General features: G+C 61.7%; 15 protein-coding genes and 1 other RNA gene. 6 read left to right on the forward strand and 10 right to left on the reverse strand.

The window, feature by feature from the left end; all coding sequences use genetic code 11:
* Positions 1-11: 11 nt before the first annotated feature.
* The 8 genes from gcvH to PspCFBP13508_RS10175 all read right to left on the reverse strand — a co-directional run bounded on the left by gcvH (position 12) and on the right by PspCFBP13508_RS10175 (position 9201).
* Complete coding sequence (gcvH, locus tag PspCFBP13508_RS10140; protein WP_130909950.1) at positions 12-395, reverse strand: glycine cleavage system protein GcvH; 384 nt, start codon at positions 393-395, stop codon at positions 12-14.
* A 47-nt stretch (positions 396-442) separates the two neighbouring features.
* Entirely contained in the window at positions 443-1525 is a 1083-nt protein-coding gene (gene gcvT / locus PspCFBP13508_RS10145) for a glycine cleavage system aminomethyltransferase GcvT (protein WP_137214362.1), read from the reverse strand.
* 155 nt (positions 1526-1680) lie between these two features.
* On the reverse strand, positions 1681-3297 hold the full coding sequence (locus tag PspCFBP13508_RS10150; RefSeq protein WP_137214363.1) for an iron ABC transporter permease: 1617 nt from the start codon (positions 3295-3297) through the stop codon (positions 1681-1683).
* 245 nt (positions 3298-3542) lie between these two features.
* Complete coding sequence (locus PspCFBP13508_RS10155) at positions 3543-4547, reverse strand: extracellular solute-binding protein (protein WP_137214364.1); 1005 nt, start codon at positions 4545-4547, stop codon at positions 3543-3545.
* 220 nt (positions 4548-4767) lie between these two features.
* Positions 4768-5985 carry a 2-octaprenyl-3-methyl-6-methoxy-1,4-benzoquinol hydroxylase gene (locus tag PspCFBP13508_RS10160; RefSeq protein WP_178084485.1) on the reverse strand — a complete coding sequence of 406 codons (1218 nt, stop codon included), beginning with the start codon at positions 5983-5985 and terminating at the stop codon, positions 4768-4770.
* A 109-nt stretch (positions 5986-6094) separates the two neighbouring features.
* Positions 6095-7282 (reverse strand): 2-octaprenyl-6-methoxyphenyl hydroxylase, encoded by a 1188-nt coding sequence (gene ubiH / locus PspCFBP13508_RS10165; protein ID WP_137214366.1) that lies wholly within the window; start codon positions 7280-7282, stop codon positions 6095-6097.
* Positions 7279-8613, reverse strand: coding sequence for a Xaa-Pro aminopeptidase (gene pepP / locus PspCFBP13508_RS10170; protein WP_039757435.1), 1335 nt, complete (start codon positions 8611-8613; stop codon positions 7279-7281). The genes ubiH and pepP overlap by 4 nt, the downstream gene beginning before the upstream one ends.
* Before the next feature lie 27 nt (positions 8614-8640).
* Positions 8641-9201 (reverse strand): YecA family protein, encoded by a 561-nt coding sequence (locus tag PspCFBP13508_RS10175; RefSeq protein WP_137214367.1) that lies wholly within the window; start codon positions 9199-9201, stop codon positions 8641-8643.
* Positions 9202-9326: 125 nt separating this feature from the next.
* On the opposite strand from PspCFBP13508_RS10175, the gene PspCFBP13508_RS10180 reads away from it, so the two are divergent.
* The 4 genes from PspCFBP13508_RS10180 to PspCFBP13508_RS10195 all read left to right on the forward strand — a co-directional run bounded on the left by PspCFBP13508_RS10180 (position 9327) and on the right by PspCFBP13508_RS10195 (position 10760).
* The gene (locus tag PspCFBP13508_RS10180) at positions 9327-9536 is read left to right on the forward strand and encodes a TIGR02449 family protein (protein ID WP_007911197.1); all 210 of its coding nucleotides are present in this window, start codon (positions 9327-9329) and stop codon (positions 9534-9536) included.
* Positions 9533-9850, forward strand: coding sequence for a cell division protein ZapA (locus PspCFBP13508_RS10185; RefSeq protein ID WP_016772632.1), 318 nt, complete (start codon positions 9533-9535; stop codon positions 9848-9850). The genes PspCFBP13508_RS10180 and PspCFBP13508_RS10185 overlap by 4 nt, the downstream gene beginning before the upstream one ends.
* Before the next feature lie 30 nt (positions 9851-9880).
* Positions 9881-10059: non-coding RNA, 6S RNA (gene ssrS / locus PspCFBP13508_RS10190), on the forward strand.
* An 80-nt stretch (positions 10060-10139) separates the two neighbouring features.
* On the forward strand, positions 10140-10760 hold the full coding sequence (locus PspCFBP13508_RS10195; RefSeq protein WP_137214368.1) for a 5-formyltetrahydrofolate cyclo-ligase: 621 nt from the start codon (positions 10140-10142) through the stop codon (positions 10758-10760).
* A gap of 35 nt (positions 10761-10795) precedes the next feature.
* On the opposite strand, the gene PspCFBP13508_RS27420 is transcribed toward PspCFBP13508_RS10195, so the two are convergent.
* The gene (locus PspCFBP13508_RS27420; protein ID WP_024014743.1) at positions 10796-10951 is read right to left on the reverse strand and encodes a hypothetical protein; all 156 of its coding nucleotides are present in this window, start codon (positions 10949-10951) and stop codon (positions 10796-10798) included.
* Between the two features lie 197 nt (positions 10952-11148).
* On the opposite strand from PspCFBP13508_RS27420, the gene PspCFBP13508_RS10200 reads away from it, so the two are divergent.
* A complete protein-coding gene (locus tag PspCFBP13508_RS10200; protein ID WP_130911325.1) occupies positions 11149-11622 on the forward strand; it encodes an EVE domain-containing protein in 474 nt (157 codons plus the stop codon).
* A gap of 119 nt (positions 11623-11741) precedes the next feature.
* On the opposite strand, the gene PspCFBP13508_RS10205 is transcribed toward PspCFBP13508_RS10200, so the two are convergent.
* Positions 11742-12149, reverse strand: a complete 408-nt coding sequence (locus PspCFBP13508_RS10205; protein WP_056791694.1) for a flagellar basal body-associated protein FliL — start codon at positions 12147-12149, stop codon at positions 11742-11744.
* Between the two features lie 150 nt (positions 12150-12299).
* Between PspCFBP13508_RS10205 and PspCFBP13508_RS10210 the strand changes: the two genes are divergently transcribed.
* Entirely contained in the window at positions 12300-13277 is a 978-nt protein-coding gene (locus tag PspCFBP13508_RS10210; protein WP_137214369.1) for an NADPH:quinone oxidoreductase family protein, read from the forward strand.
* Positions 13278-13452 lie beyond the last annotated feature (175 nt).

Consider the following 13452-nt stretch of genomic DNA (forward strand, 5'->3'; position numbering starts at 1 on the left):
TTGCCGGCGACTTACTCGCCGATTGCAGCCTTGTACCCAGCAGCATCCAGCAGGTTGTCCAGCTCGGCCTTGTCGCTTGGCTTGAGCTTGAAGATCCACGCGCCGTACGGGTCGGAGTTCAGCAGCTCGGGCGAGCCACTCAGCTCTTCGTTGATCGCGATGACTTCACCGCTCACCGGAGCGTAGATGTCGGATGCGGCTTTTACCGACTCGACCACGCCGGATTGATCACCGGCAGCGAACACTTTGCCGACTTCGGTCAGCTCGACGAACACCACGTCGCCCAGCGCTTCCTGCGCGTGATCGCTGATGCCCACGGTGACGGTGCCGTCGGCTTCCAGACGCGCCCATTCATGACTTTCGGCAAAACGCAGTTCGGCAGGGATATCGCTCATCTTCGGTTCCTCGGAAATTGGTCAGCGGTCATGCCCGCCAGAAAAGGTTAGATCAAGGTTTTGCCATGGCGCACGAAGGTCGGTTTGACCACCCGTACCGGGTACCACTTGCCACGGATTTCCACTTCGGCGCGGTCGGCGGTTGCCATCGGTACACGCGCCAGGGCAATCGATTTGCTCAGCGTAGGAGAGAAACTACCACTGGTGATCTCCCCTTCGCCAACATCGGCGATGCGAACCACTTGGTGAGCGCGCAAAACGCCGCGCTCTTCCAGCACCAGACCGACCAGTTTGTGCGCCACGCCGGCGGCTTTTTCCGCCTCCAGCGCCGCGCGGCCGATGAACTGCCGCGAGGCCGGCTCCCAAGCGATGCTCCAGGCCATGTTCGAAGCCAGCGGCGAAACGTCCTGGTGAATATCCTGACCGTACAGGTTCATTCCGGCCTCGACGCGCAAGGTGTCGCGAGCACCGAGGCCGATTGGCGAAATACCCGCACCGACCAAGTCGTTGAAGAAACCCGGCGCCTGACTCGCTGGCAGGCAGATTTCCAGGCCATCCTCGCCGGTGTAACCGGTACGCGCGATGAACCAGTCGCCGTCGATGGCGCCTTCGAAAGGTTTGAGTTGCTGGATCAGCGTGGCGCGCGACTGGGTGACCAGTTCGGCGATCTTGTGCCGGGCCTGCGGGCCCTGGATGGCGAGCATCGCCAACTCGGAGCGCTCGTGCAGTTGCACCTCGTAATTGCCGAGCTGGGCGTTCATCCAGGCCAGATCCTGATCGCGGGTCGAGGCGTTGAACACCAGCCGGTACGCGTCGTCGAGGCGATAGACGATCATGTCGTCGACGATGCCGCCACGCTCATTGAGCATGGTGCTGTACAACGCCCGGCCGGGGCGGTGCAGACGTTCGACGTCGTTGGCCAGCAAATGCTGGAGCCAGGCTTTGGCCTGGGCGCCGGTGACATCGATCACTGTCATATGGGAAACATCGAACACCCCGCAATCGCGGCGCACTTCGTGGTGCTCCTCGACCTGCGAGCCGTAATGCAGTGGCATGTCCCAACCGCCAAAATCGACCATCTTCGCGCCGAGCGCGAGGTGCAGGTCATACAGAGGCGTACGCTGTCCCATGGGTTTCTCCTTCCGGGCGTGGCGAGGGTGCGGACCGCAGCTATACGGCTGCAAGCCTTGATGGACAAGGCTTGCAGCCGATTCCAGCGCACGGGTCTGTCAGACGAACCGCACCGAATGCCGCGCATTGTAGCCGCATGATGTAGGACTCACTACTAAGTGTTTCGGTGCGCCGAACGTCGAATCAATCCGATCACCGGCAACAACCCGACCAGCACCAGCGTCAATGCCGGCAAGGACGCCCTCGCCCATTCGCCTTCACTGGTCATTTCAAAAATGCGCACCGCCAGCGTGTCCCAGCCAAACGGGCGCATCAGCAGGGTCGCGGGCATTTCCTTGAGCACATCGACGAACACCAGCAACGCGGCGCTCAAGGTGCCGGGCAGCAGCAGCGGCAGATACACTTTGAAAAACAGTCGCGGCCCACTGACACCCAGGCTACGTGCCGCTTCAGGCAAAGATGGCCGTATACGCGCCAGACTGCTTTCCAGCGGCCCGTAAGCGACAGCAATGAAGCGCACCAGATAGGCCATCAGCAACGCCGCAAGGCTGCCGAGCAGCAACGGTTTGCCGGCACCGCCGAGCCAGGCGGAGAGCGGAATCACCAGCTCACGATCCAGATAACTGAAAGCGAGCATGATCGACACCGCCAGCACCGAACCGGGCAAGGCGTAGCCGAGATTGGCCAGGCCGACGCCGGAGTTAATGGCTGGGGTCGGCGCCAGACGCCGGGCGAACGCCAGCAACAGCGCAACGCTGACGGTAATCAGCGCCGCCATCGCGCCCAGATACAGCGTGTGCAGAATCAGCCCGGCGTAGCGCTCATCCAGATCGAAGCGCCCGCGCTGCCAGAACCAGACGATCAGTTGCAGCACCGGAATGACAAAGGCGCAGGCGAACACCAATCCACACCAGCCTGTCGCCGCGAACGCTTTGAGCCCGCGCAGGTGATACAGCGCTTTCACCCGTGGCCGCTCGTTGCCGGCCCGATTCGCCCCGCGTGCACGGCGCTCGCCGTAGAGCACCAGCATCACCACCAGCAGCAACAGACTGGCCAGTTGCGCGGCGCTGGGCAGGCTGAAGAAGCCGTACCAGGTTTTGTAGATGGCCGTGGTGAAGGTGTCGAAGTTGAAAACCGACACCGCGCCAAAATCGGCCAGGGTTTCCATCAGCGCCAGCGCCACGCCCGCGCCGATCGCCGGACGCGCCATCGGCAGCGCAACCCGCCAGAACGCCTGCCACGGCGACTGCCCGAGCACCCGAGCCGCTTCCATCAAACCTTTGCCCTGAGCCAGAAACGCGGTACGCGCCAGCAGATAAACGTAGGGATAAAAAACCAGCACCAGCACCACGATCACCCCGCCGGTGGAACGCACCCGCGGCAGGCGCAGGCCGCTGCCGAACCATTCGCGCAGCAGGGTTTGCACGGGGCCGGCGAAATCGAGCAGGCCGACGAAGACGAACGCCAGTACATAGGCAGGGATGGCGAAGGGCAGCATCAGCGCCCAGTCGAGCCAGCGCCGACCGGGAAATTCGCAGAGGCTGGTCAGCCACGCCAGGCTGACACCCAGCAGGGTCACGCCCACACCGACACCGAGGATCAGCGTCAGGGTATTGCCGAGCAGACGCGGCATCTGGGTTTGCCACAGGTGCGACCAGATCTGCTGATCGATGGTCTGCCACGACAGCAGCAGCACGCTCAGCGGCAACAACACCAGCGCGGCGATGGCGAAAACGATGGGGTACCAGCGGCGTTGGGCGGGGTGGGCCACTTTTGGGTCTCTGGAGGGATTGGGGTGTTCTTGGATTGCGTATTTCAGGTTGGGATTGCTGCCCTCACCCTAGCCCTCTCCCGAAGGGAGAGGGAACTGACCGAGGTGCTCATGCAAACTACATCGACCTGAGATATTGAGTCGAACTCAAGTTTCGAAAACAATACAAGTTGGCTCCCTCTCCCTCCGGGAGAGGGCTGGGGTGAGGGAGCGATCTTGAAAGATCAACAGTTACACGAAACGCCTCAGTTCCACCCCGCCCGATCCATCATCCGGATCGCCTCGGCCTGACGTTTGCCCGCCACTTCTACCGGCAAGGTATCGGCAACAAACTTGCCCCACGCCGCCACTTCTTCCGAAGGCGCCACCGCCGGGTTGGCCGGGAATTCCTGGTTCACATCGGCAAAAATCGTCTGTGCCTCAGGCGTGGTCATCCATTCGACCAAAGCCTTCGCGGCTTCCGGGTGCGGCGCATGTTTGGTCAGGCCGATGCCCGACAGGTTCACATGCACACCGCGATCGGCCTGATTCGGCCAGAACAGTTTCACCGGCAGTTCAGGCTTCTGCTTATGCAGGCGACCGTAGTAGTAGGTGTTGACGATGCCAACGTCACACTGCCCGGCGTTGATCGCTTCCAGTACTGCAACGTCATCGGAGAACACGTCGGTGGACAGGTTGTTGACCCAGCCCTTGAGGATTTTCTCGGTCTTCTCGGCGCCGTGGACTTCGATCATGGTCGCAGTCAGCGACTGGTTGTAGACCTTCTTCGCCGTGCGCAGGCACAGGCGGCCTTCCCAATTCTTGTCGGCCAGCGCTTCGTAAGTGGTCAGTTCGCCCGGTTTCACCCGCTCGGTGGAATAGGCGATGGTCCGCGCGCGCAGGCTCAGGCCGGTCCAGGCGTGTGTGGACGAGCGATATTGCGCGGGAATATTGGCATCGATGGTTTTCGAGGTGAATGGCTGGAGGATGCCCATCTGCTCGGCCTGCCAGAGGTTGCCGGCATCGACGGTGAGCAGCAAATCGGCTGTGGCGTTTTCACCTTCGGCCTTGATGCGCTGCATCAGCGGCGCTTCCTTGTCGGTGATGAACTTGATCTTCACCCCGGTCTTGGCGGTGTAGGCATCGAATACCGGTTTGATCAGCTCATCGATGCGCGACGAGTAAACCACCACCTCATCGGCGGCCTGGGCAGTGATGCTGCCGATCAGGGTCAAGGCCAGTGCGGTCAGAAGACGCTTGGGTGCCAACATGGGAGTGGTCTCACGGTCGGGAAAGGTGGGCCAAATGATAAGGACTCACATTTACCACCACAATCGAACACTGGGGGAAGGCGTTACCAGATGTTGCACGGCTCAAAACTGGGGTAAGTGGGCGGACGCTTTCGCGAGCAGGCTCGCTCCCACATTGGAATGCATCTCAACAGTGGGAGCGAGCCTGCTCGCGAAGGGGCCATCAGCCTCAATGAGGCGGTCAGGGCTTTGCCAGAGCTGGAAGATCCCCAGTCAACCCCAGCGCCTCGCGCACAAACAACGCCTTCGCCTCGGGCATCTGCTCGACCAGCTTCAACCCGGCATTGCGCAACCAGCGCAGTGGCAGCGGGTCGGCCTGGAACAACCGCTCGAAGCCTTCCATCGCCGCCATCAGCGCCAGATTGTGTGGCATGCGCCGGCGCTCATAACGGCTCAATACTTTGACATCCGCCAGTCGCTCACCACGCTCATGCGCTTGCAGCAGCACTTCCGCCAGCACCGCTGCATCGAGGAAACCAAGGTTCACGCCCTGCCCCGCCAACGGGTGAATGGTGTGCGCCGCATCACCGATCAACACCAGGCCCTCTGCGACATAACGCTTGGCGTGACGCTGACGCAGCGGTACGCACAACCGCGGATCAGAGCTGATGACCTCACCGAGGCGTCCCTCGAAGGCTCGCTGCAGCTCAGCGCAAAACGCAGTCTCTTCCAGCGCCATCAAGCGCTCGGCTTCAGCCGGTGTGGTCGACCAGACGATCGAGCACCAGTCCTGCTGACCATCACGCTCCAGCGGCAAAAACGCCAATGGCCCGTGATCGGTAAAGCGCTGCCAGGCGGTTTTGCGGTGCGGCTGGCTGCAGCGCACGCTGGTGACGATGGCGTGATGCAGATAATCCCACTCGCGGGTCGCCACGCCGGTCAGACGGCGCACGGCAGAATTGGCGCCATCGGCCGCGATCACCAGCGGTGCGCGCAAGGTGCGGCCATCGGCCAGGGTCAGCAGCCAGTCGTCGCCGGAGCGACGCATCTGCTCCAGCCGCGCATTGGCCAGCATGCCGAGGTCGCAATCATGCAAACGCTCGAGCAGCGCATCCTGCACCACGCGGTTTTCGACGATGTGGCCGAGCACCTCGGCATGCACACTGCTCGCCGAGAAATGAATCTGCCCGGTGCCGCTGCCGTCCCAGACGTGCATGTCGGTGTACGGGCTGCTGCGCCGCTGGGCGATGCCGTCCCAGACGCCGAGGCGCTCGAGAATGCGCTGGCTCGCCGCCGACAATGCACTGACGCGCGGTTCGAACGTCGCTTCGGCATCGAACGGTTTCACGCTCAACGGGCTACCGTCGAGCAGCAGCACTTCCAGCCCACTGTCCTGTAGCGCCAGCGCCAGGGCGCTGCCGACCATTCCGGCTCCGACAATCAGCAGATCTGCGCGCATTTCCATGCTTTAGGCCTGTCTCGCTTGCGGCTTGCGCCGCATGTAAAGGGTTTTACCGAGCGCGCCTGTTGGTGGCGCGATCCTGAAAATGAAAATGCCGGCCAGCCACTCAAGCATCCGGACGGGTTCCCAGACCCATCGCCTGCCGCGCGAACCAGCGCTTGGCCGGTGGCAGCAGGTCGAGGCCGAGCAGGCCGAGGTTGCGCCCCAGCGACACAAGCGGTTGGCTGCTGCCGAACAGGCGCGTGACCTGATCGGAGAAGCCCACCGTCATGTCCTGATCAAGGCGCTGCCGCTCGCGATAGGCCTGCAACGTGGCGAAGTCGCCCAGCGGCTTGTCGCTGGCCAGCAGCGCAGCAGCCAGGGCGTCGGCGTCACGCAGCGACAGGTTGAAGCCCTGGCCGGCGATCGGGTGCAGGCTGTGTGCGGCGTTGCCGAGCACGGCCAGATGCGAGCGCACCTGTTCTTCAGCTTCGATCAGTGACAGGGGATAAAGATGCCGTGCGCCGACCTGTTTCAAAGTGCCGAGGCGGTAACCGAACACGCCTTGCAGCTCGCTGAGAAAATCACGCTCGCTCAATTCAGTCAGACGCTGCGCGTCCATGCCCAGCCGCGTCCACACCAGTGCGCAGCGATTGTCCGGCAACGGCAGCAGGGCCATCGGGCCTTCGTCGGTAAAGCGCTCGAAGGCCATGCCGTTGTGCGCTTCACTCGGGGTGATGTTGGCAATCAGCGCGCTCTGGTTGTACGGGCGCGTGCGCACGTTAATGCCCAACTGTTCGCGCAACCCGGAGCGGCCGCCATCGGCGAGTACCGCGAGGTCGCATTCCAGTGTGGTTTCGTCGTTGAGGGTCAGGCGGTAGCCATCGGCCAACGGTTCCATGCGCGTGACTTCCGCCGGGCAGCGCCACGTGATCACGTCTTTGTCGAGGTGTTGCCACAGGCACTGGCCGAGCCAAGCGTTTTCCACCACGTAACCGAGCGCTGGCACACCCTCTTCCATCGCCGACAAACGCGCGGTGGAGAAGCGGCCACGGTCGGAGACGTGAATCTGTTTGATCGGCTCGGCGCGGCGGGAAATTTCCTGCCACACACCCAGGCGCTGATAAATCTGCCGCGAGCCGAACGACAGCGCCGAGGAGCGGGCGTCGTAGCTCGGTTGCCAGCTGTCGCCGGGGGCGAACGGTTCGATCAGGACGATCTTCCAGCCCTGCGCCTTGGCCCCGGCCTGCAACGCCAACGCCAGACTGGCGCCGACCAGACCGCCACCGATGATTGCCAGATTGACTCGACTCATGCTGCGTGTGTCCTTGCTTGTGCCATCAGCGCTTCGATCTCGGCGACGGTTTTCGGCACGCCGCTGGTGAGGATTTCACAGCCGGATCGGGTCACGACCACGTCATCCTCGATGCGCACGCCAATGCCGCGCCATTTCTTCGCCACGTTCTGATTGTCCGCCGCGATGTAGATGCCCGGCTCCACGGTCAGCGCCATGCCGACCTCCAGCACGCGCCATTCGCCGCCGACCTTGTACTCGCCGACGTCATGCACATCCATGCCCAGCCAGTGGCCGGCACGGTGCATATAAAAAGCCTTGTAGGCTTCGCTGGCGATCAACTCGTCAACCTCACCCTGCAACAAGCCAAGCTTGACCAGACCTGCTGTGATCACCCGCACCGTGGCTTCGTGCGCCTGATTCCAGTGCTTGTTGGGGGCGATCTCGGCAAACGCCGCTTCCTGCGAAGCCAGCACCAACTCGTAGATCGCCTTCTGCTCCGGCGAAAACTTGCCGTTGACCGGCCACGTACGGGTGATGTCGCTGGCGTAGCAGTCGATCTCGCAACCAGCGTCAATCAGCACCAGATCGCCATCCTTGAGCAGCGCGTCATTCTGCTGGTAATGCAGGATGCAGCTGTTGCGCCCGGCGGCGACGATCGAACCGTAGGCCGGCATCTTCGCCCCGCCCTTGCGGAATTCGTAATCCAGTTCGGCTTCGAGGCTATATTCATACAGCCCCGGACGACTGGCCTGCATCGCGCGGATATGCGCTTGCGCCGAGATCCGCGCGGCTTCGCGCATCACCTTCACTTCTGCCGCCGATTTATACAGGCGCATGTCGTGCAGCAGATGATCCAGGGCAACGAATTCATTCGGCGGCTGCGCGCCGAGGTGCGCCTTGGAGCGGATCACGTTGATCCAGTCCATCAGGTGCCGATCGAATTCGGGATTGCTGCCCATCGCCGAATACACCCGGTCGCGGCCTTCGATCAGGCCCGGGAGGATGTCGTCGATGTCGGTAATCGGAAAAGCATCGTCGGCGCCGTACTCGCGGATCGCGCCTTCCTGCCCTGCGCGCAGGCCATCCCACAATTCGCGTTCGGCGTTGCGTTCACGGCAGAACAGGATGTACTCACCGTGCTCGCGACCGGGCATCAGGACGATGACGGCTTGTGGCTCGGGAAAACCGCTGAGGTACTGGAAGTCGCTGTCCTGACGGTAGACATGCTCGACGTCGCGGTTGCGGATGGCCACCGCGGCGGCGGGCAGGATCGCGATGCTGTTGGGTTCCATCTGCGCCATCAGGGCCTTGCGGCGACGGCTGTATTCCGCTTTGGGGATATGGGTCATGGGCAGATGGCTTTCCCTGGCACGCGATTAATGCAACGACGGCTTGGCGGCTGACGGCACATCGGCTTTTTTGGTTTCCGAGAACAGCAGCAACGGCGCGACGCGCAGGTATTCCATGACTTCCATGTAGTCGGATTCGCCGTCTTCGGATTCTTCCAGCGCGTCCTGCACCTGGGATATGGCGGCCAGATCCTGCAGCACTTCGGTGGCTTCGGTGCTGAGCATGCTGCTGTCGCGGCAGTTCAGGCCGAACCCGCTGAGGAAGCCCTGGCACCATTCGCCCAGTGCAGCAGCGCGGTCGGCCAGCGGCGCATCGTCGGTCGGCAGCAGCAGAACGACGGTGACGTCGTCGCCAGTCAGCTCGCCTTTGACCATCTCCTGCAGGCCGATCAGGGCGTTGCGGACGTTGTCCTGGATCTCGCCTTCGAGCAGTTCGGCGGCGTCGATCAACCAGCCTTCGTGATCGAAGCCGGCCCCGGCGCAACTGCGCCCGAGCAGCACGCCGTGCAGTTCGGCAGGCGAGACGTTGTGGCCGCTGGCAGTCAGCAGGGTGGCAAAGGCTTGGTACGGGGAATTCGCAATGGTCATGGGCAGCTAGGCGCCAGACGGCGCTATGTCTAGAATGAAGGCCTTGTATCCTACATCGACAGCCCCGCCAAGACCATTAAAGGCTGTCCGCCAGTCACCACCCATCAGACGAACACGTGGACCCAATGGAAGACACCGACCTGCAAGCGCTGATGGCCAGACTCGAACTGCTGATTGGCCGAGTCGAGCAACTTAAGAGTCAAAACGCACTCTTACTAGCTCAGGAAAAAACCTGGCGCGAGGAACGCGCTCACCTCATTGAAAAAAACGAAATCGCCCGGCGTAAGGTCGAATCGATGATTTCGCGCCTCAAGGCCCTGGAGCAAGACTCATGAGTTCAAGCAATAGCGTTACCGTGCAGATCCTCGACAAAGAGTATTCGATCATCTGCCCGCCGGAAGAACGCAGCAATCTGGTCAGCGCCGCCCGCTACCTGGACGGCAAGATGCGCGAGATCCGCAGCAGCGGCAAAGTCATCGGCGCCGACCGCATTGCCGTGATGGCCGCGCTGAACATCACCCACGACCTGTTGCACAAAGAAGAGCGCCCGGACATCCAGGCCAGCGGTTCGACCCGCGAACAGGTGCGCGACTTGCTTGATCGTGTCGATCTGGTCCTGGCCGACGATCAGAACACCGCCAAGGGCTGATTCGACTGACAGCTTGAGGTATACTCGCGGCACTCCCTGGGGTGCTTGCCAGTTGACGATGTCCCGGAGCCGATTCGCACTACCCTGGAAGTTGCACGTTGGGCTGGTGTGCATGTCCGCTAGACGGAAAGCCTTAAAGTCTACTGCTTCTTCCACCTTGAACTTTCGGGTTCAAGGGCTGAGTTGACAGCGGTTCATCCGGGGAGCCTGATTCGAATCCGATGTCGGTGTATGCCGACATCGGATTTTTTATGCGTACGTTTTTGCATCCACCTGCCGAAGCCGAACCATGACCGAACCCGCGCTGCTGCCCCGCCCGCAACTCCGCCGCCCGCAACTCCGCCGCCTGCTGCGCAAGTCGCGCCGCGCACTGACGCCAGGCGAACAACGCCAGGCTGCCAAAGGCCTGTTCCGGCAATTGGCGCAAGACCCGCACTTTCGACGGGCAAAACATATCTCCCTGTATTTGCCCACCGACGGTGAAATCGATCCGCGCCTGCTCCTGCGCGAAGCCCAGCGTCGCGGCAAGGCGACTTATCTGCCGGTACTCAGTGCTTGGCCACGAACGAAAATGGTCTTCCAGCGCATCCGCCCCGGCGAAAAGCTCATGCCCAATCGTTTCCGCATCCTTGAGCCCCGGGCCAATCTGGCTCGGCAACGCAAGGTCTGGGCGCTGGATCTGGTGCTGTTGCCGCTGGTGGGGTTTGACGATGTCGGCGGGCGCCTGGGCATGGGCGGCGGATTTTATGACCGCAGCCTCGCCTATCTGGCCCGGCGCAAAAACTGGCGCAAGCCGACGCTGCTGGGCCTGGCCCATGAATGTCAGAAGGTCGAGCGTTTGGCGCAGGCGAGCTGGGATGTGCCGTTACAAGGCACGGTCACCGACAAGGCGTGGTATTTCGCAGAGTAGACGCCGCACGGAACAGCGGCGTCGAAGAGACAGGTTCAGCGTTTGAAAGCGGTCGACTGTTGCACCTGTTGCGCCACTTCAATCGGCGCATCGGTCTTGTTGGCCCACAGGCTCTGCGCGTAACCGGTGGTTACCACGCCCAGGCCAAACAAAATTACCAAAGTCCATAGCAAATCCGGTTTGCGTTTCATCGATTGCCCCCCTCAAGGCACATCATCACGATGACAGCAGCGGTTTCCGTTCGTAGGCCGTGCAGCAGCGTCAAGCTTTAAAGGCCGGCATTTTGCGGCAACGTGAACCTGTGCGCAAACGCTGACGTCAACCGACTGTCGGTTTGTCATAAAATTGCCCGACAACCTGCCCAATGACCGCTTCAGGAGCACAACACATGGCCTACTGGCTGATGAAATCAGAGCCCGACGAACTCTCGATCAAGGGCCTGGAAAAGCTCGGCAAGGCGCGCTGGGACGGGGTTCGCAACTATCAGGCACGCAATTTCCTGCGGGCGATGGCGGTCGGTGACGAGTTCTTTTTCTATCATTCCAGCTGCCCCGAGCCGGGGATTGCCGGGATCGGCAAGATTATTGAAGCGGCCTATCCCGATCCGACGGCGCTGGAGCCGGACAGCCATTACTTCGATCCGAAGGCTACAGCAGAAAAAAATGCCTGGAGCGCGATCGATGTCGAGCATGTCGAGACGTTCAAACGGGTGTTGAAGCTGGATTATCTGAAGCAGCAGACGGCGCTCGCGGAGCTGCCACTGGTGCAGAAGGGCTCGCGGTTGTCGGTGATGCCGGTCACACCAGAACAGTGGGCGGCGGTTATCGGGCTCAAACCTGATTCATTTTTGCCTGATAAATAGCTTTCGCGAGCAGGCTCGCTCCCACAGGGTTATTCGGTGAATGCAAAAATGTGCATCACCACCAATCCACTGTGGGAGCGAGCCTGCTCGCGAAGAGGCCTGCCCGGACAGCGAATGACTTACTGAATGATCAGGTTGTTGAACAACAGATCCTCAACAACAGGCTTGCCGGTCTCGTCATTCATGACCTGCTGGGTCTGCTTCAACGCTTCCTGACGCAGCTTTTCCTTGCCCTCGATGCTGCCCATCGCCTCGGTCGACTGTTGAGTGAATAACGCCACCAGCTGATTGCGGATCAGCGGCTCGTTGGCCTTGACCAGTTTGGTCGCCTCTTCGCCGGTTACGCGCAGGGCCACATCGGCCTTGTAGACCTTGAGCTTGGCGGTGCCGTCGAGGCCATAGTTGCCGACGAACGGCGGGCTCAGGGTGATGTAATTGACCTTCGGCGCCTCGCCTTCTTTGGCTTCTTCGGCCAGTGCTGCCACAGGCAGAGACAGGGCCAGCAACAACATGATCCACGCTTTCACAATTCGCTCCTTATCCGGTTTGCGGCCTAGCATAACGACCCGCCGCGCAAGCACAAGCTTATGGCTGACTATCAGGGCCGGACATGCTCGTTGACCCGTTGATTCACACACCTACACTTATCGGCCATCACTCCCAAAGGAATAGCCCTGATGAAAGCCGTGCTGTGCAAAGCCTTCGGCCCTGCCGAATCGCTGGTGCTGGAAGACGTCGCCAGTCCTGTCGCCAAGAAGAATGAAATCCTGCTGGACGTGCACGCCGCCGGGGTCAACTTCCCGGACACGCTGATCATCGAGGGCAAGTACCAGTTCAAACCGCCCTTCCCGTTTTCGCCGGGCGGTGAAGCGGCGGGCGTGGTGCGTGAAGTCGGGGAAAAGGTCAGCCATCTGAAAGTCGGCGACCGGGTCATGGCGCTGACCGGTTGGGGCAGTTTTGCCGAGCAGGTTGCGGTGCCAGGCTACAACGTGTTGCCGACTCCACCGTCGATGGACTTCAACATTGCCGCTGCATTCAGCATGACCTATGGCACGTCGATGCACGCGCTCAAACAACGCGCCAACCTGCAAGCGGGCGAAACCCTGCTGGTGCTCGGCGCATCGGGCGGCGTCGGCCTCGCCGCAGTGGAGATCGGCAAAGCCATGGGTGCCCGCGTGATCGCTGCCGCCAGCAGCGCCGAAAAACTCGCGGTGGCCAAGGCTGCCGGCGCCGATGAGCTGATCAACTACAGCGAAGCCAGTCTGAAGGACGAGATCAAACGCCTCACCGATGGCCAGGGCGCCGACGTGATCTACGACCCGGTCGGCGGCGACCTGTTCGACCAGGCCATTCGCGCCATCGCCTGGAACGGCCGCCTGCTGGTGGTCGGCTTCGCCAGCGGACGCATCCCGGAACTGCCGGTCAACCTCGCCCTGCTCAAAGGCGCGGCGGTGCTCGGCGTGTTCTGGGGCTCCTTTGCCCAGCGCCAACCCCCGGACAACGCAGCAAACTTCCAGCAGCTGTTTGCCTGGTTTGCCGAGGGCAAACTCAAACCGCTGGTGTCGCAGGTGTATCCGCTGAGCAATGCCGCGCAGGCGATCGATGATCTTGGCCAGCGCAAGGCTGTGGGCAAGGTTGTCGTTCAGGTTCGTTAAAACATGGAGCGATCCGGAGCAGCAATCCGGATCGCTTTACCGTTGAGATCCGCCTCGCCAATACGTTAAACCGCAGAAACCCACCCGAGCCACCATCCCCTCAGCGCCGCCTTCTTATCTCAGAGCGACATGTTCATAAAGGAACGCTCATCTGCCCAAATTTCCGCTGTTTTGC

The organism is Pseudomonas sp. CFBP13508 (assembly GCF_005233515.1).
Lineage (GTDB): Bacteria > Pseudomonadota > Gammaproteobacteria > Pseudomonadales > Pseudomonadaceae > Aquipseudomonas > Aquipseudomonas mercuritolerans.